At 73.2% G+C, this 16634-nt stretch carries 18 protein-coding genes; 7 read left to right on the top strand and 11 right to left on the bottom strand.

Going from position 1 to position 16634, the window contains the following annotated elements; translation table 11 throughout:
* The 4 genes from H1A17_RS34440 to H1A17_RS15010 all read left to right on the top strand — a co-directional run.
* Positions 1–215 (top strand): hypothetical protein (locus H1A17_RS34440; RefSeq protein ID WP_228543566.1); only part of this gene is annotated, 215 nt, incomplete at its 5' end.
* Positions 212–988 (top strand): hypothetical protein, encoded by a 777-nt coding sequence (locus H1A17_RS15020; RefSeq protein WP_145921860.1) that lies wholly within the window; start codon positions 212–214, stop codon positions 986–988. The genes H1A17_RS34440 and H1A17_RS15020, both read left to right, overlap by 4 nt.
* Positions 989–1058: 70 nt before the next feature.
* On the top strand, positions 1059–1373 hold the full coding sequence (locus tag H1A17_RS15015; protein WP_088643267.1) for a DUF2516 family protein: 315 nt from the start codon (positions 1059–1061) through the stop codon (positions 1371–1373).
* A complete protein-coding gene (locus H1A17_RS15010; RefSeq protein WP_194822137.1) occupies positions 1370–2257 on the top strand; it encodes an alpha/beta fold hydrolase in 888 nt (295 codons plus the stop codon). The genes H1A17_RS15015 and H1A17_RS15010 overlap by 4 nt, the downstream gene beginning before the upstream one ends.
* On the opposite strand, the gene H1A17_RS15005 is transcribed toward H1A17_RS15010, so the two are convergent.
* Positions 2247–2759: a hypothetical protein gene (locus tag H1A17_RS15005; protein ID WP_194822136.1), complete on the bottom strand. Its 513-nt coding sequence runs from the start codon at positions 2757–2759 to the stop codon at positions 2247–2249. The two genes, H1A17_RS15010 and H1A17_RS15005, sit on opposite strands and share 11 nt — an antisense overlap.
* A gap of 76 nt (positions 2760–2835) precedes the next feature.
* Here H1A17_RS15005 and H1A17_RS15000 point away from each other — a divergent pair, with 76 nt between their 5' ends.
* Positions 2836–3753: an SDR family oxidoreductase gene (locus H1A17_RS15000; protein ID WP_194822135.1), complete on the top strand. Its 918-nt coding sequence runs from the start codon at positions 2836–2838 to the stop codon at positions 3751–3753.
* Here H1A17_RS15000 and H1A17_RS14995 read toward each other — a convergent pair.
* Complete coding sequence (locus H1A17_RS14995; protein WP_194822134.1) at positions 3744–4739, bottom strand: YafY family protein; 996 nt, start codon at positions 4737–4739, stop codon at positions 3744–3746. The genes H1A17_RS15000 and H1A17_RS14995 overlap by 10 nt on opposite strands.
* 84 nt (positions 4740–4823) lie before the next feature.
* Between H1A17_RS14995 and H1A17_RS14990 the strand changes: the two genes are divergently transcribed.
* Positions 4824–5618, top strand: coding sequence for an EI24 domain-containing protein (locus H1A17_RS14990; protein WP_194822133.1), 795 nt, complete (start codon positions 4824–4826; stop codon positions 5616–5618).
* A 43-nt stretch (positions 5619–5661) separates the two neighbouring features.
* Here the strand turns inward: H1A17_RS14990 and H1A17_RS14985 are convergent, their stop codons facing one another.
* From H1A17_RS14985 to H1A17_RS14955, 7 genes are all read right to left on the bottom strand, one after another.
* Positions 5662–6693, bottom strand: coding sequence for a GNAT family N-acetyltransferase (locus tag H1A17_RS14985; RefSeq protein ID WP_194822132.1), 1032 nt, complete (start codon positions 6691–6693; stop codon positions 5662–5664).
* Between the two features lie 400 nt (positions 6694–7093).
* Positions 7094–8101 carry a LacI family DNA-binding transcriptional regulator gene (locus H1A17_RS14980; protein ID WP_194822131.1) on the bottom strand — a complete coding sequence of 336 codons (1008 nt, stop codon included), beginning with the start codon at positions 8099–8101 and terminating at the stop codon, positions 7094–7096.
* Between the two features lie 19 nt (positions 8102–8120).
* Positions 8121–9500 (bottom strand): GH1 family beta-glucosidase, encoded by a 1380-nt coding sequence (locus tag H1A17_RS14975; RefSeq protein WP_194822130.1) that lies wholly within the window; start codon positions 9498–9500, stop codon positions 8121–8123.
* A 120-nt stretch (positions 9501–9620) separates the two neighbouring features.
* Entirely contained in the window at positions 9621–10454 is an 834-nt protein-coding gene (locus H1A17_RS14970; RefSeq protein WP_088646087.1) for a carbohydrate ABC transporter permease, read from the bottom strand.
* A complete protein-coding gene (locus H1A17_RS14965) occupies positions 10451–11437 on the bottom strand; it encodes a carbohydrate ABC transporter permease (protein WP_145921851.1) in 987 nt (328 codons plus the stop codon). Before H1A17_RS14965 ends, H1A17_RS14970 begins: the two co-directional genes overlap by 4 nt.
* A gap of 92 nt (positions 11438–11529) precedes the next feature.
* Positions 11530–12837, bottom strand: a complete 1308-nt coding sequence (locus H1A17_RS14960; protein WP_194822129.1) for an ABC transporter substrate-binding protein — start codon at positions 12835–12837, stop codon at positions 11530–11532.
* Positions 12838–13077: 240 nt separating this feature from the next.
* Entirely contained in the window at positions 13078–13839 is a 762-nt protein-coding gene (locus H1A17_RS14955; protein WP_145921849.1) for a maleylpyruvate isomerase family mycothiol-dependent enzyme, read from the bottom strand.
* 71 nt (positions 13840–13910) lie between these two features.
* Between H1A17_RS14955 and H1A17_RS14950 the strand changes: the two genes are divergently transcribed.
* On the top strand, positions 13911–15002 hold the full coding sequence (locus H1A17_RS14950) for a UDP-N-acetylmuramate dehydrogenase (protein WP_145921848.1): 1092 nt from the start codon (positions 13911–13913) through the stop codon (positions 15000–15002).
* Positions 15003–15041: 39 nt separating this feature from the next.
* On the opposite strand, the gene H1A17_RS14945 is transcribed toward H1A17_RS14950, so the two are convergent.
* Together H1A17_RS14945 and H1A17_RS14940 are read right to left on the bottom strand one after the other, a co-directional pair.
* The gene (locus H1A17_RS14945) at positions 15042–15839 is read right to left on the bottom strand and encodes a class I SAM-dependent methyltransferase (RefSeq protein ID WP_194822128.1); all 798 of its coding nucleotides are present in this window, start codon (positions 15837–15839) and stop codon (positions 15042–15044) included.
* Positions 15840–15845: 6 nt separating this feature from the next.
* Complete coding sequence (locus H1A17_RS14940) at positions 15846–16613, bottom strand: SDR family oxidoreductase (protein WP_194822127.1); 768 nt, start codon at positions 16611–16613, stop codon at positions 15846–15848.
* Between the last annotated feature and the right edge of the window lie 21 nt (positions 16614–16634).

The raw sequence follows: 16634 nt of genomic DNA, 5'->3' as shown, positions 1-16634 counted from the left end.
CCCCGACCGAGCTCGACCTCGACTCGCTCCGCGCCACAGTGGAGCTCGCCGACCGCGCCAGCGCCATCGACGCCGAGACCGCAACGGCGCCAGCGTCCCCGGCCGGCGGGACGGACCCCGCGCCCGCCACCGGCACCCGCGCCGGCAGGGCGGATGCCGCACCCACGACCAGCACCAGCAGGGCCGCCGGAGCGGCCGAGGAGGAGTTGTCATGACCCAGCCGAAGACCAACCGCATCCCTGCCCCGCTCTACGCCGCCGCCGGCGCCGGAGAGCTGGCCTACCAGCAACTGCGCAAGCTGCCCACCGTGGCGACCGAGCTGGGCAACCGGGTCGTCGCCGACGGCACCAGGGTCGTCGCCGAACTGGGCGGCCGGGCCGTCGTCACCTCGGTCGAGCTGCGGCAGAAGGCCACCGAGACCTTCCGTACCGCCAACCTGACCGCCACCGGTCTGCGTGAGCGGGTCGCCCCGACCGAGCTGAACCTGGACAAGCTCCGCGCCGAACTCGACCTGGACAAGCTCCGGGCCGAACTGGACCTGGACCGGCTGCGCGGTGCCGCCACCCGCAACGCCGCCGTCGTGGTCGCCGGGGCTCAGGCGGCCCAGGAGCGCGCGCTGGCCGCCTACGGCGCGCTGATCGCCCGGGGCGAGCGGGTGGTCGGTGCCGGGGTGCTGGAGGCCGCCGACACCGTCAACGCCGACATCGAGGCCACCGACGCCACCGTGCGGACCGGGACCACGCCGGACACCACGACCGGCCCGGCGGACACCGTGACCACCCGCCCGGCGGGCGTGGCCGCCGACCAGACGCCGACGCCGGCGGACGTGGCCGAGGTCGTCGAGGCCAAGCCGGCCGCCGCCAAGGCCACCCGGACCCGGGTGACCAAGGCCGCCAAGGCCACCAAGCCGGCGGCGACCGGGTCGACCGCGACCGGTACGACGGCGAAGCCGAAGACCACGAAGCGGACCCGCCCGGCCGCCGAGTGACCGTCGCCGGCACCGGCCCCGGGGGCGTCCTGACGGACGTTTCCGGGGCCGTCGGCATATGCTGGCCGACATGGCCATCGCCGCGCCGATCTTCGTGTTCCACCTCGTCTACGTGATCGACCTGGTCCTGCTCGTGTTCGCACTGGCGGTGCAGGGCATCTCGCTGGTGCACGCGTTCACCCAGCGCTCGGACGCCTTCCCGGCGATCGGGACCCTCCCCAAGGGTGGCTGGATCGCCATCCTGGCCGTCTGCATGCTGCTCACCCTGCTCGGTTTCGGCGCGCTGAGCATCTTCGGGCTGATCGGCATCGCGGCCGGCCTGATCTACCTGCTCGACGTCCGGGTGGGGCTGCGCGACCTGCACGACGGCAAAGGGTTCTGGTGAGGGGTTTCCGCTGGCCGCCACCACCGGACGGCGGACCCCGCACCTGGGGCCCGGGGCCGGGGGCGCCGCGTACCGGGCGACCCGCCCTGCCGGAGCCGGAGACCGAGCTGGTCGCCACCCCGCACGACGTGCAGCTGGAACGGCTGGTCACCGGCGTCGGTGACCCGGTCACCGTGTTCGCGCACGGGTTCGGCAACGGCATCGCCACCACCCGCCCGTTCGGCAGCGCGGTCGCCGGTCGCCGGGTCTTCTTCCAGTTCCGGGGGCACGGCCGCTCCGACGCGCCGCCCGGCCCGTGGAGCTACCTCGACCTGGCCCGCGACCTGCGGGCGGTGGCGGATCTCAGCGGTGCCACCCGGGCGTTCGGGGCCAGCCTCGGCGCGGGCGCGCTGTGCCGGCTGCTCGCCGAGAGCCCGGACCGGTTCGAGAAGCTGGTCTTCCTGCTCCCGGCCGTCCTCGACCGGCCGCGTGGCCCGATCGCCCAGCAGCGGCTGGCCGACCTGCTGGAGGCGGTGTCCGGCGGCGACGCCTCGGCCGTGGCGGACGTGGTCGCCCTGGAGCTGCCGCCGTCGGTCCGCAACACCCCGGCCGGCTGGGCCTACCTGCGGCAGCGGCTCGACCAGTTGCTCCGCGACGGGCTCGCCACCGGCCTGGCCGACCTGCCGGAGCAGTCCCCGCTGGCCGACCTCGCCGCCCTCGCCGCGGTGACCGCGCCGGCCCTGGTGATCGGCTGCGTCGGCGACGACCTGCACCCCACCCACATCGCCGCCGAGCTGGCCGACGCGCTGCCGCAGGCGACCCTGCACGTCTACGACCGTCCCGGGTTCGCCTGGACCGACCGCGCCGACCTGCGGGACCGGATCTCCACCTTCCTCAACGACTAGCGTCGGCGTCCGCCGCCGGCAGGTGGGCGGCGCGGACGTCGCGCAGCCAGCGTTTCACGGTGGCCTCGTCGGGCCGGTCGGGCAGCGGGGTGCGGAGCCGGTCGAAGTCCCGCTCCGCCTCGGCGACCAGTGCCTGCGCCTCGGCCAGCGCGCCGCCCACGACCCGCTCGCCGAACGCCCGGAACCACTGCGGGTCCGCCAGCCGGATCTCCAGACGGCCGGTGGCGTAGAGGGTGCGTCCCTGGTGCAGCAGCCGGGCCAGGTGCCGGGCGTGCTTCGCCGAGCGGCGTCGGCCGCCCACCGTCGCGTCGCGGGTGGTCAGCTTGCGGAACTGCTGGCTCGCATACCCGAGGTAGGCGTCGCGGACGCGCGGTGCGCTCGCCGACCGGATGGCGATCAGGCGGTCACCGGTTTCGGTGCGGGTCTCGTAGCAGCCGTCGGAGCCAGGGCCGGCCAGCCCGTAGGCGACCGAGCCGACGATCCCGGAGAGCAGCAGGTGCATGCCGGGAGCATGCCGGACCGAACCGGCATCCGAAACCGGACTTCGGTTGTCAGGTATCACTGCCACCCTCGACGGTATGACGACGACACCGTTGGACGGAAAGATCGCGCTGGTGGCCGGCGCGACGCGGGGCGCGGGCCGGCAGATCGCGATCCAGCTCGGCGCGGCCGGGGCGACGGTCTACGCCACCGGCCGCAGCAGCCGGGCCGGCCGCTCCGAGCTGGACCGTCCCGAGACCATCGAGGAGACCGCCGAGCTGGTCACCGCCGCCGGTGGCACCGGCATCGCGGTACGGGTCGACCACCTGGTGCCCGACCAGGTACGCGACCTGGTGGCCCGGATCGACGCCGAACAGGGCCGGCTCGACGTGCTGGTCAACGACATCTGGGGTGCCGACCCCCTGATCACCTGGGAGAAGCCGGTCTGGGAGCAGCCGCTGGAAGCCGGGTTCCACACCCTGCGGCTGGCGGTGGACACCCACATCGTCACCAGCCACTTCGCGCTGCCGCTGCTGATCCGCCGCCCCGGCGGGCTGGTCGTCGAGATCGGCGACGGCACCCGGGCGTACAACGACACGCACTACCGGCTGTCGGTCTTCTACGACCTGGCGAAGGTGTCGGTGACCCGGCTCGCGTACAGCTGGGGGCACGAACTGACGCCGCACGGGTGCACGGCGGTGGCACTCACCCCCGGCTGGATCCGGTCCGAGGCGATGCTGGAGCACTTCGGGGTGACCGAGGAGACGTGGCGCGACGGCGCGGCGAAGGACCCGCACTTCCTCATCTCGGAGACGCCGGCCTTCGTCGGGCGGGCGGTCGCCGCCCTGGCCGCCGACGACGACCGGGCCCGCTGGAACCAGGCGTCCGTCTCGGCCGGCGAACTGGCCCAGGTGTACGGCTTCACCGACGTCGACGGCAGCCGACCGGACGCGTTCCGCTACCTCAGCGAGGTGGTCGAGGCGGACCGGCCCGCCGACGTCACCGGCTACCGCTGATCAGGGGGTACGGAGGTGACGCCGTAGAGGGCGGCTGAGCGGGCCGCCGCGTCGACCAGGCGGGCGCGCAGTTCCGGTGGGTCGAGCACCTCCACCTCCGGGCCGAGGCCGAGCAGTTGCGGGTACGCCACCTCGACGGACTCGACGGGCAGCCGGGTCACCACCCAGCCCTGCCCGTCGGGTGCGCCGACCGAGGCCAGCGCCTCCTCGTACGCGAAGGGGGTGTCGGCGAGGAACCGCAGCCGGCGCAGGCCGACGGGGCTGACCCGGACGGTGACCCGCTCGGCGAGCATGCCCCGCAGGAACGCCTCGGCCTGCTCCCGCCAGTAGCCGCCCAGGTCGAAACCGTCGTCCCGGACGAACGTCGCCGGGTCGGGCACGACGTCGACCACCCGGTCCACCCGGTAGGTACGCATCTCGTCACCGACCCGGCCGACGAGATACCAGGTGCCGCTCTTGAGCACCAGCCCGTACGGCTCGATCCGGCGGGTCACCTCCCGTTCGCCGCGCCGGTACCGCAGCACCACCACCCCGTCCCGCCACACCGCGCGGGCCAGCTCGGTCAGCCAGCGGGGCGGGGTGGACTCCCGGAACCAGCCGGGCACGTCCAGATGGAACCGTCGCCCGGTGCGGGCGGGGGCGTCGCGCAGGCTCGGCGGCAACGCGGCGAGCACCTTCAGCTCGGCGGACGCCACCGCGTCGGCCAGCCCCAGGTCCCCGGCGGGGCCGGGCAGCCCGGCGAGGAAGAGCGCCTCCGCCTCGTCGCGGGTCAACCCGGTCAGCCGGGTCCGGTAGCCGCCGAGCAACCGGTACCCGCCGGCCCGCCCCCGGTCGGCGTAGACCGGCACCCCGGCGGCGGAGAGCGCCAGCACGTCCCGGTAGACGGTCCGCTCGGACACCTCCAGCTCCCGGGAGAGTTCGGCGGCGGTCATCGTCTCCCGCGACTGCAACAGCAGCACCAGGGAGATCAACCGGGACGCCCGCACCCCTGCATCCTGCCGGCCCGACCCGTCGGCCGGCACCACCGGGTGTCCGGTGGCGGTGGCCCCCGGCCGATAGGCTCTGCGGTCGTGAACGGACCCCGTACGATCGCCGCGCCCGTGACCGGTGCCGCCCGTCGCTTCTTCGGCGGCGTGGGCCTGCTCCTGCGTGGCCTCGGCCTGTACGTCCGCAGCCCGGGGTTGATGCTGCTGGGCGTGGTGCCGGCGTTGCTGTCCGCCGTGCTCTTCGTCGCCGCGTTCGCCACCCTGGTCTACTTCGTGGACGAGCTGGCGGCGTGGGTGACCCCGTTCGCCGACGACTGGTCGGACACCCCACGCAGCCTGGTCCGGGTGATCGCCGGGCTGGCCTTCCTCGGGCTGGGCGGGTTGCTCACCGTGGTCGGGTTCACCGCGGTCACCCTGGTCATCGGCGACCCGTTCTACGAGAAGATCTCCGAGCGGGTGGAGGACCGCCTCGGCGGCACCCCGGACGCGGTTGAGGTGCCGTTCGGGGCGTCGCTGCGGCGCAGCATCGTCGACTCGCTGCGGCTGGTCGGGCTCTCGGTGCTGTTCGGCATCCCGCTCTTCGTGGCCGGCTTCATCCCGGTGGTCGGGCAGACCGTGGTGCCGGTGGTCGGGGCGGCGGTGGGCGGCTGGCTGCTCGCCGTGGAGCTGGTCGGTGCGCCGTTCTCAAGGCGCGGGCTGCGGCTGCCGGACCGGCGGGCCCGGCTGAAGGCGGACCGGGCCACCTCGCTCGGCTTCGGGGTGGCGGTCTTCCTGTGCTTCCTGATCCCGCTCGGTGCGGTGCTGGTGATGCCGGCCGCCGTCGCCGGGGCGGCGCTGCTCGCCCGCCGGTCGCTGGGCCAGCACATCGAGGAGAGCTGACCCGCCGCTGCCCGGCGGCCCGACGGCCCGGCCGGGCCTGCTGTCAGGGCAGGTCGCGCAGGCAGGACCAGGCGGAGGCCACCGGCCGGTAGCCGAGGCGGGTGTTGACCGCCAGCATCGGCGCGTTGGCCTCGTCGTTGGAGGTGTAGGCCGTGCGTACCCCGCGACCGGCGGCCCGGTGCAGCGCGGCCTGCTTGGTCAGCCGGGCCAGCCCCCGACCCCGGTACTCCGGCCGGGTCGCGGTGAAGTCGGACCACATCCGGTCGCCGTCCCGCTTGACCAGGCTCAGCGCGACCAGCGTGCCGTCGATCTCGGCGACCGTGCCGGCGTCCCGGTCCAGTCCCGGGTTGTCCCAGCACTCCGACCGCCACAGCGAGTAGCTGGTCGCGTCCACCGGCACGTCGCCCGGCTCGCCCGTCGCGGCGGCGGCGTCGAGGAGGTGGACCCGGTACGGGTCGAGCCCGGCGAGCGGGAGCAGCCGTACCCCGGCGGGCGGCTCGGGCATCGGCGGGGCCGGGCGCAGGTCGAGCGCCGAGTAGCGCAGCTCCCGGCTGGGGGTGAACCCGTGCCCGCGGGCGTACGACAGCGAGTCGGTCTGCACCCAGGTGCGTACCCGGCGGACCCGCAGCGCGGCCAGGTGGTCCAGCGCGGCGGTGAGTAGCGCGGTGCCGACGCCCCGGCCCCGGTGCTCCGGGTGCACGTGCAGGGTGGAGACGTCCCCGAAGTCCGGCACGGAGGTGTGCGCGTTCCGGTGGGCCGAGGCCCAGCCGACGATCCGGCCGTCCGCCTCGGCCACCCAGGCCGTCCAGTCCTCCTCGGGCGGCGGTTGGGCGATCATCTGCCGGGTCGACGCGACGCCCCGCACCAGGTACGGATGGACCAGCGACCGCAACGCCACCACCCCCGGCGCATCGTCCGGCCGGGCGGTGCGGATGCGCCACCCCGCCGCCGGTCCGCTGAGTGGCCCGGCGGAGTAATCGTGGGCGGGCGGGACAGGGGGCCGGCGCTGCTGGGTGGTGCCGGTCGGCTCGGTGGTGCCGGTCGGCGCGGGTGGTGGTGCGGCAGCGTCAGGCATGCCCGCGAGCGTAGGCACGGGCCGGTGTCGCCGGCCACGGCTTTTCGCATCTGCCCTGCCCGTCGCTCTGAGTGACACTGCCCTGGCGTGACCGTTTTCACTCTCCGTGTTCTCGGGTCCACCCCCACCATGTCACCCTCGCTTCCTTTGCTCTGCTGCCATGGAGGCGACAGGAGCCTGAGATGCTGTTCTGTAACTTGCGTTCGACGGCCGTCGCGTCAGCCTGGTCACGCTAGGTGCCTGTCGCGCGGATGGCAGCAGAGCAAAGCGGCTGAACAGGAGAAGTATGGGGTCGACGCAAAATCGCTGAGAGTGACGGGGTTGTCGATGGTCAGCGTCGGGTGCGGTGCTCGGAACGGCGGGGTGGCAGCGCGGCGGACGGGGACGGGGACGGGGCGGATCAGGCGGACTGCCTGATCACCAGCTCCGTCGGCAGCACCACCGCCCGCTCCACCTCCGCGCCGTCGGCCAGGGCCAGCAGCAGGCGGGTCATCTTCCGGCCCAGCTCGACGATCGGCTGGCGCACGGTGGTCAGCGGCGGCTCGGTGTAGGCGGCCGTCTCGATGTCGTCGAAGCCGATCACCGCGACGTCGTCCGGCACCCGCCGGCCCGCCTCGTGCAGCGCCCGCAGGGCGGCGTGCGCCATCAGGTCGGAGGCGGCGAAGACCGCGTCCAGATCGGGGTACGCGGCGAGCAGCCGACGCATCGCGATGGTGCCCGACTCGCGGGTGAAGTCGCCGTACTCGATCAGCTCGGGCAGGCCGGCGGCGACCACGGTGTCCCGGTAGCCGGCGAGCCGTTCGATGCCGGCGACCATGTCCTGCGGGCCGGCGATGGTGGCGATCCGGCGGCGACCGTTGTCGATCAGGTAGCGGGTCGCCGTGGCGACCCCACCGATGTGGTCCACGTCGATGTAGGGGACGTCGGCGGCGTCCAGCGGCCGGCCGCTGCACACCACCGGGATGCCCAGCCGGGCGAGCCGGCCGGGCAGCGGGTCCTCCCCGTGCAGCGAGGCGAACAGCACCCCGTCGACGTGCCGGCCGGTGGTGTAGCGGGTGACCCGGTCGTGCCCGGCGGGCGAACCGGCCAGCATCAGCACCAGCTGCTTGTCGGCCGCCTCCAACTCCTGGGCCGCGCCCCGGATGAGCCCGGGGAAGACCTGGTCGTCGGAGAAGACCCGGGTGGCCGCCTCCGGCAGCACCAGGGCGACCGAGTCGGTCCGCTGGGTGACCAGGCTGCGGGCGGCCAGGTTCGGCACGTACCCCAGCTCGGCCACCGCCCGGCGGACCGCCTCCTGGATCGGTTCGGCGACCGTGGTGGAGCCGTTCACCACCCGGGAGACCGTCGCCCGGGACACACCGGCCTGCCGGGCGACCGCCTCCAGGGTGGGCCGTTGTGCCGCCGTCATACCCGCTCCCACCACTTCGTCACAGCCCGTTCCGGGAGATCACCTCCTGGTACCACCGGGCGCTCGACTTCGGGGTGCGCCGCTGGTTCAGATAGTCGACGTGGACGATCCCGAACCGCTTCCGATAGCCCTCGGCCCACTCGAAGTTGTCCAGCAACGACCATACGAGATAGCCGCGCAGGTCGACTCCGCGGGAGATGGCCTCGTGCGCGGCCCGCAGGTGCCCGTCCAGGTAGGCGATCCGGTCGGCGTCGTCGATCCGGCCCGCCGCGCCCGCGTCGGCGGTGCCGCTGTCGTCCGGGAACGCGCCACCGTTCTCGGTGATCATCAGCGGCAGCCCCGGGTAGTCGGTGGCGATCCGCACCAGCAGCCGGGTCAACCCGGCCGGCTCGATCTGCCAGCCCATGTCGGACACCGGGCCGGTGGCGGGCAGGAACTCCACCGCCCCCTCGGTGCCCGGGTAGGCGCTGCTGCCCGCCCCGTCCGGGCGGCCCGCGACGTAGGTGGGTGAGTAGTAGTTGATCCCGAGCAGGTCCAGCGGCGCGGCGATGATCTTCTCGTCGCCGTCCCGGACGAACGTGGGCTCCACCATCCGGGCCACGTGTTCGAGCACGTCGGCCGGGTAGCCGGCCCCGGTCAGCGGGTCCAGGAAGATCCGGTTCTGGAGGCCGTCGACGAGACGTACCGCGGCGGCGTCGGCGGCGCTGGCCGGGTCGGCCGGCGCGACGTCCGCCGGGTTGAGGGTGATCCCGACCGTCCGCGCGCCGGCCGCCCGCAGCGCCCGCGCCGCCAGGCCGTGCCCCAGCAGCAGATGGTGTACGGCCCGGAACGCCGCCCCGGCGTCCCGCTCGCCGGGGGCGTGCACCCCGTTGCCGTACCCGAGGTACGCCGAGCACCACGGCTCGTTGAGCGTCGTCCAGGTGCGGATACGGTCACCGAGCCGGGCGTGCACCGCCAGGGCGTAGTCGGCGAAGTGTTCGGCGGTCTCCCGGCTGGCCCAGCCGCCCCGGTCCTGCAACGTCTGCGGCAGGTCCCAGTGGTAGAGCGTGACGATCGGGTCGATGCCCCGGCCGAGCAGCGCGTCGGTCAACCGGTCGTAGAAGTCCAGGCCGCGCGGGTTGACCGGGCCGGTGCCGTCCGGCCTGATCCGGGGCCAGGCCACCGAGAACCGGTACGCGGCCAGCCCCAGCTCGGCCATCAGCGCCACGTCGTCGGCGTACCGGTGGTAGTGGTCGCAGGCGACGTCACCGGTGTGGCCCGCGAACACCCTGCCCGGCGTACGGCTGAAGGTGTCCCAGATGGACTCGCCGCGACCGTCGTCGCGGGCCGCGCCCTCGATCTGGTACGCGGCGGTCGCCGCGCCCCACACGAAGTTCTCGGGAAATCGAAGCTCGCTCACGCGGTTTTCTCCTTCGTTCGCGGCTGCGGGGCTCGCAAACCCGGCTCACTCCTCGCGCTCACGCGGGGCTCTCCTTCGTTCGCGGCTGCGGGGCTCGCAAACCCGGCTCACTCCTCGCGCTCACGCCTTGACCGCACCTTCCATGATGCCGCCGATGATCTGGCGGCCGAACACGACGAACACCAGCAGCAGCGGCAGCGTCGCGATCGCCGTGCCGGTGAACACCTGCGACATGTCCTGGTAGTAACCGTCGGAGAGGGCCCGCAACGACAGCTGCACGGTCGGGTTCTCCGGGTCGTTGAGCACAGCGTACGGCCACAGGAAGTCGTTCCAGGTCGTCATGAACGTGAGCAGGCCGAGGACGGCGGCGGCCGGGCGCAGCGCGGGCAGCACCACGTTCCAGTAGATCCGCAGCGTGTGGCAGCCGTCGACCCGGGCCGCCTCGATCAGCTCGGTGCTGACCGCCTGGGCCGCGTACTGGCGCATCATGAACACGCCGAATCCGGTGACCAGGGCGGGGACGATCACCGCCGGCAGCCGGTCGTTCCAGTTCAGCTTGGTCATCAGCAGGTACAGCGGGATGACCCCGAGCTGGGTGGGCACCATCATGGTGGCGACGATGACCATGAGCAGGGCGTTGCGGCCCCGGAACCGCAGCTTGGCGAACGCGAACCCGGCGAGGGTGGAGAAGAGCACCACCGAGAAGGTGACGCTGACCGCGACGATCGTCGAGTTGACCAGGCCGGTGAGGAAGTGCGCGTCGGGGTTGGCGAACAGCCGGGTGATGTTCGCGCCGAGGTTGCCGCCGGGGGTGAGCGGTGGCGGCACCTGGCCCATCGCGTCGCTGCTGCGGCTGGCGACCACGAACATCCAGTAGATCGGGAAGATCGACAGCAGGGCGGTGAGCGTCAGCGCCGGGTAGGTGAGCCGGCCGGCCGACCAGATGCGGGTCATCGGTCCCCCTTGCGGGCGCCGCCGCCGAGCCGGCGCAGGATCAGTACGTTGATCGCCGCGACCACCGCGATCAGGGCGAAGAGCAGCCAGGCGACGGCCGAGCCGTAGCCGAAGTTGTAGTGCGGGGCGAAGGCGTTCTCGAACATGTACATGGTCATCGTCTGGGATTCGCGCAGCGGCCCGCCCCGGATCGCGTTGGTGCCGGAGTTGAACAGCCGGGGCTCGGTGAACAGTTGCAGCCCACCGATGGTGGAGATGATCACCGCGAAGATGATCGTGGGTTTGAGCAGCGGCACGGTGATCGACCAGAACTGGCGGGCCCGGCCGGCCCCGTCGATCGAGGCGGACTCGTACAGGTCGCGGGGGATGGCCTGCATCGCGGCCAGGAAGATCAGCGCGTTGTAGCCGGTCCACCGCCAGTCGACCATGGCGGAGATGGCGGTCCAGGCGGCGAACCGGTTCGCCTTCCAGTCGATCGCGTCGACGCCGACCAGGTCGAGCAGCCAGTTGATCATGCCGAACTCGCGACCGAACAGCACCGCGAAGACGATCGCCACCGCCGCCGTCGAGGTGACGTTGGGCACCAGCACCGCCATCCGCCAGGTGGTCCGCGCCCGCAGCCGGCGGTTGAGCAGGTTGGCCAGCCAGAGGGCGGCGAGCAGTTGCGGCACCGTGGAGAGGACGAAGATGCCGAGGGTGTTCACCACCGAGTTCCAGAAGTCGGCGTCGGCCATCAGCTGGGTGTAGTTCTGCGCGCCGACGAAGGCCGGGTCCACTCCCAGCAGGTCCCAGTCGTGCAGCGACACCCAGAACGTGTACGCCAGCGGATAGAGCCCGAAGACCGCGAACAGCAGGAAGAACGGCGTCACGTACAGGTAGGGCGAGTACCTGACGTCGAGCCGGGCCCACCGGTGCTCCCGCTCCGGCCGTCTGCTCCGGGTCCGTACCGCCACCGGCGGCGGACCGTCGACCTGAACAACCATCTCCCGTGCGCTTCCTCTCTGTCCCTGCCTGCACCTGCCCGCCCGTCGGGGGCGGGGTCGCGGCGTGGGCCCGCGACCCCACCCCGGACGGGTTACTTGGCGGCGGCCTTGCGGGCGTTGGTGGTGGCGTCGGTCCAGCCCTGGGCGGGATTGCGCTGGCCCAGCTCGACGGTGCGCACGGCGTTCTCCACCTCGGTGCGGACGGCCTGGTTCTTGGGGCCCATGTAGACCGGCTTGAGGCTCTTCGCACCGGCGGCGAAGATCTTGCCGACCGGGGCGTCGGAGAAGTACGCGTTGGTCGAGTTGACGATCGCCGGGTCCTCCAGCGCCTGCGGGGACGACGGCAGCGGCCCCTTCTCCTGGAACGCGCCGATCTGGCCCTTGGCGCTGGTCAGGAACTTGGCCAGCTCGATCGCCTCGGCCTGGTGCCGGCTCTGCTTCGGCACCGCCAGGTAGGAGCCGCCCCAGTTGCCGCCGCTGCCGGGCACCTGGGCGATGTCCCACTTGCCCTTGGCGTCCGGGCCGGCGTTGCCCTCGATCACCCCGGTCATCCAGGCCGGGCAGGCGATGGTGGCGAACTTGGCCTGCTTGAAGGCCGACACCCACTCCTCCGACCAGGCCCCGTACCGGCCGGACAGGCCGGAGTCGATGATGTCGACGGTGGTGTCGTACGCCTGGCGTACCGCCGGGTTGCTGTCGACCACCAGTTTGTCGGCGGTGTCGTAGTAGCTGTAGCCGGTGGTGTTGCCGGCGGTCTGCAACAGGATGGTGTTGAAGGTGTTGGTGGCGGCGTCCAGGAAGGCCGCGCCGGTGTTCTTCGCCTTGAACTGCTCGCCGACCCGCACGTAGTCCTGCCAGGTGGGCCAGAGCTTGGACACGGCGTCCCGGTCGGTGGGCAGGCCGGCGGCGGCGAAGAGGTCCTTGCGGTAGCAGATCGCCATCCCGCCGACGTCGGTGCCGAGGCCGATGAGCTGCTTGCCGTCGGCGGTCAGCCCGCCGTTCCACTTCCACTCCAGGAAGTTGCCCTTGAGCTCGGCGGCGCCGTGGTCGAGCAGGTTGACGAAGTTCTGCGGGTTGGCCTTGTACTCGACCAGCAGCCCCTCCTCGATGGCGACCACGTCACCGGCACCCTTGCCGGCGGCGAGCCACTGGGTGAGCTTGGGGGAGTACTCGTCGAGGTTGCCGCCGGTGCCCCGCTCCACGATCTTGATGCCGGGGTGGCTGGACTCGTACTCCCGGTAGAGCTTCTCGTAGCCGAACTGGCCGAACACGTCGACGGTCAGCGTGACCGGGCCGCCGTCGGCGGCCTCGTCGTCGCCGCCGCAGGCGGTGGTGCCGAGCAATGCGGTGACGGTGACCAGGGCGATCGCCGTGAGGCGGCGGCGGGAAAAGACACCCATCTGGGTCGGACCCCTCTCAGGTCGGTGGTGGGGTGGTACGGCGTATGCGCGGGCCGCGGAGGCGGCGGCCCGGACTCGATCTCAGCGAGAGAGCGCTCTCACGACAGGGTGGTGGGTCGATCGACTCCTGTCAAGAGAGCGCTCTCTCAAGGATCGCGGCGAGCCCCGGACACGCGCGAGCGGCCGCCCCCGGCTGGGGACGGCCGCTCGTGGAACGCGGTCGCGGCGGCGCGCGGGAGGTCAGCCCACCCGCAGACCCGCCAACAGGGAACGGTCCCCGGCCACGCCGAGGGTGTCGAAGCTGACCCGGCCCCACAGCGCCAGCAGCAGGTCGCTCGCCGAACCGGTGACCTGCACCCGGGCGTGGTGGTCGTCGTGCCCGAACACCGTCGCGGTGTCCAGCAGCGCCACCCCCTCACCACGCATCCGCAGGTACCAGTCCTGTGCGGCGTCGCTGGCGGTCAGGTGCACCACCCCCTGCCACTGCCCCGAACCGCTGCGCCGGCCCGCCGGCAGCCAGGTGTCCAGCACCTCGCCGACCCCGTCGGCGGCGAGCTTCGCCTCGATCGGGTCACCGGCGGCGATGGCGAGCTGGGCGTCCCACCGGTGCACCGCCGTCTCGTGCGCCATCCGCCGCGGCCAGAACCCGGCCTTCTTCGGCTGCGGCGCCCAGTTCCACGCCGGGGCCTCCGGGTCGAGCGCGTCGAAGAGGGTCATCAGCCGGTCGTACTCGTGCTGCCAGAGCTGGAGCGGCGTCAACCCGGCGGGCAGGTCGATGGTGTCGTCGCGGCTCGCCGGCTGCGCGGTGTCCCCGGCGCCGGCGACGGAGTGCACCCAGTGGTAGAGGCCGGCCAGGTGCACGGTGAGGTCGGACACCGTCCACCCCGGGCAGGACAGCACGGGTGTCTCCGGCGGGGCCTCGGCGACGGCCGCGGCGAACGCCGGGCCGTCGACCCGGAGCGCTCCCAACCAGAAGTCCTTCGTGGCGTGCAGTCTGCTCATCGCAAATCCTCCCCGGGGTGACCCGGCGACCAGTGGGTGCCGCGGCTACCCCTCAGCCTAGGGTGAAAGGCGTGTCAGACGTCTACGCCAAACCGACAACGGACGCCGAACCCGCCGATCCGGCCGCCCTGGCGGAATACACCACCCTGCGGCTCGGTGGCCCCGCCGCCCGCTGCGTGGCCGCCACCAGCGCCGACGAGATCGTCCACCGGGTCCGCGAGGCGCACCGGCGCGACGAACCGGTGCTGGTCCTGGCCGGCGGCAGCAACGTGGTCGTCGGGGACGCCGGCTTCCCCGGCACCGTCGTGCTGATCCGGTCGCGGGGCTTCGCCGTGGTCGCCGAGGACCAGGACACCGTCACCGTACGGGTCGAAGCCGGCGAACCCTGGGACGACCTCGTCGCCGCCACCGTCGGCAACGGCTGGTCCGGCCTGGAATGCCTCTCCGGCATCCCCGGCTCGGCCGGCGCCACCCCCATCCAGAACGTCGGCGCGTACGGCCAGGAGGTCGCCGAACGGATCACCGGCGTCCAGGTGTACGACCGCGCCGAGGACCGGCTCACCACCGTCGCCGCCGCCGACTGCGGCTTCGCCTACCGGGGGAGCATCTTCAAGTACAGCGACCGCTGGGTGGTGCTCTCGGTCGACTTCCGGCTGGACCGCTCGCCGCTGTCCGGGCCGGTCCGCTACGCCGAACTGGCCCGCTCGCTCGGCGTCGAGGTCGGCGACCGGGTGCCGCTGGCCGCCGCCCGGGGCACGGTGCTGACCCTGCGCGCCGGCAAGGGCATGGTGCTCGACCCCGCCGACCCGGACACCTGGTCGGTCGGTTCGTTCTTCACCAACCCGGTGCTCGACCGGGCGGCGTACGACCTGCTGCGCGAGCGCGCCGCCGACATCGGCGAACCCCCCTCCTGGCCCTGCCCGGGTGACCTGGTGAAGGTCAGCGCCGCCTGGCTGATCGACAAGGCGGGCTTCGCCAAGGGGCACCCCGGGCCGGGCGGCACCGCCATCTCCGGCAAGCACACCCTGGCCCTGACCAACCGCAGCGGCACCGCCCGTACCGCCGACCTGATCGCCCTCGCCCGGGAGATCCGCGACGGCGTCCACACCCGCTTCGCCGTCCCCCTCCACCCCGAACCCGTCCTCATCAACTGCACCCTCTAACCCACCCCGACCCCGCCCGCCGCCCCGTCCGTGTTGGGGTCAGGTGGGGGAGATGGTGGGCCAGGGGAGGGTCAGCTCGCCGCGACGCCAGCGGTGGGGGCGGTCGAGGACGGGCCAGCCGGTGGACCGCAGGGTGCCGACGGCGGTCAGCCACCGTTGGCGGGGACCGAACGGGGCCAGCCCCGCGGCGGCGTGCCAGGCGTCGTCCAGGGCGCTGAGCAGGGCGTGGATGCGTTCGCCGGGCACGTTGCGGTGGATCAGCGCCTTCGGCAGGCGCTCGGCCAACCGGGCCGGGCTCTCCAGCGTGGTCAGTTTGGCGGCCAGGGTCAGCGTCCGGGGGCCGGTGGAGTCGATCAGCAGCCAGCCGGCCAGCCGGCCCAGTTCGTCGCAGGTGCCCTCGACCAGCACCCCGCCCGGGGCGAGCCGGCCGGTGACCGTCCGCCAGGCGTCGGCGACCTCGTTCTCGTCGTACTGGCGGAGCACGTTGAACGCCCGGACCAGGGTGGGCCGCAACCCGGCCAGTTCGAAGCCGCCCCGGGCGAACGTCAACCCCGGCGGGTCGGCGGCCGGCGCGGCGGCGGCCACCCGTACCGGATCGATCTCCAGCCCGACCACCCGGACGTCGGTGCGGACCCGGGTGGCCAGCCGGTCCCGCAGCTCGACGGCGGTGACCGGGGTGGCGCCGTAACCCAGGTCCACCACCAGCGGGTCGACGGCGGCACGTAACCGGTCGCCGCAGGTACCGACGATCCAGTTGTCGACCCGGCGGAGCCGGTTCGGGTTGGTCGTCCCCCGGGTCACCACCCCCAGCGGCCGCTGCCGGCCCCGGTCAGCCATCCGGGGTCACTGCCCGACCCGGTGCACCTTGTGCTGGGCGGCCTGGGCCAGCGGGCGGACCACCAGCCGGTCCACGTTGACGTGGTGCGGGAGGGTGGCGCACCAGGCGACGCACTCGGCGACGTCGGCGGCCACCAGGGGCTGCGCCACCCCGGCGTAGGTGGCGTCGGCCTTCGCCGTGTCCCCGCCGAAGCGGTTCAGGCTGAACTCCTCCGTCCGGACCATCCCGGGGTCGATCTCGACCACCCGGACGGGCCGGCCGCACAGCTCCAACCGCAGGGTGCCCGCCACGGCGGTCTGTGCGTGCTTGGCCGCGCTGTACCCGCCGCCGCCCTCGTACACGGTAAAGCCGGCGGTGGACGAGAGCACCACGATCGTCCCCGCGCCGGAGCGCTCCAGGGCCGGCAGCAGGGCCTGGGTGACCCGCAGCGTGCCGAGCACGTTCACGTCGTACATCCACTGCCAGTCGGCGACCGAGCCGGTCTCCACCGGGTCCAGCCCACGCGCCCCGCCGGCGTTGTTGACCAGGACGGTGACCGGGCCGGGGGCGTCGGCGGCGGCGCGGGCCAGCCCGGCCACCGACTCGTCCGAGGTGACGTCGCAGGCCACGGCGGTGGCGCTGCCGCCGGCCGCCGCGATCTCGGCGACCAGACCGGCGAGCCGGTCGGTGCGGCGCGCGGCGGCGAGCACGTGGAAACCCTCGGCGGCGAGCCGGCGGGCGGTGGCCGCGCCGATCCCGCTGGACGCCCCGGTGACGATCGCGACAGAGGTCATCCGGCCATTCTCACCCTGGCG

Origin of the sequence: Micromonospora sp. S-DT3-3-22 (assembly GCF_015354745.1) — a bacterium.
Taxonomy (GTDB): Bacteria; Actinomycetota; Actinomycetes; order Mycobacteriales; family Micromonosporaceae; genus Micromonospora; species Micromonospora wenchangensis.
This window is presented reverse-complemented; position numbering and strand designations above follow the sequence as displayed.

Bases quoted from the DNA above. Each gene is read 5' to 3' on its own strand.
- H1A17_RS15020 (WP_145921860.1), top strand. From the start codon at position 212: ATGACCCAGCCGAAGACCAACCGCATCCCTGCCCCGCTCTACGCCGCC.
- H1A17_RS15015 (WP_088643267.1), top strand. From the start codon at position 1,059: ATGGCCATCGCCGCGCCGATCTTCGTGTTCCACCTCGTCTACGTGATC.
- H1A17_RS15005 (WP_194822136.1), bottom strand. From the start codon at position 2,759: ATGCACCTGCTGCTCTCCGGGATCGTCGGCTCGGTCGCCTACGGGCTG.
- H1A17_RS15000 (WP_194822135.1), top strand. From the start codon at position 2,836: ATGACGACGACACCGTTGGACGGAAAGATCGCGCTGGTGGCCGGCGCG.
- H1A17_RS14985 (WP_194822132.1), bottom strand. From the start codon at position 6,693: ATGCCTGACGCTGCCGCACCACCACCCGCGCCGACCGGCACCACCGAG.
- H1A17_RS14980 (WP_194822131.1), bottom strand. From the start codon at position 8,101: ATGACGGCGGCACAACGGCCCACCCTGGAGGCGGTCGCCCGGCAGGCC.
- H1A17_RS14970 (WP_088646087.1), bottom strand. From the start codon at position 10,454: ATGACCCGCATCTGGTCGGCCGGCCGGCTCACCTACCCGGCGCTGACG.
- H1A17_RS14965 (WP_145921851.1), bottom strand. From the start codon at position 11,437: ATGGTTGTTCAGGTCGACGGTCCGCCGCCGGTGGCGGTACGGACCCGG.
- H1A17_RS14960 (WP_194822129.1), bottom strand. From the start codon at position 12,837: ATGGGTGTCTTTTCCCGCCGCCGCCTCACGGCGATCGCCCTGGTCACC.
- H1A17_RS14955 (WP_145921849.1), bottom strand. From the start codon at position 13,839: ATGAGCAGACTGCACGCCACGAAGGACTTCTGGTTGGGAGCGCTCCGG.
- H1A17_RS14945 (WP_194822128.1), bottom strand. From the start codon at position 15,839: ATGGCTGACCGGGGCCGGCAGCGGCCGCTGGGGGTGGTGACCCGGGGG.
- H1A17_RS14940 (WP_194822127.1), bottom strand. From the start codon at position 16,613: ATGACCTCTGTCGCGATCGTCACCGGGGCGTCCAGCGGGATCGGCGCG.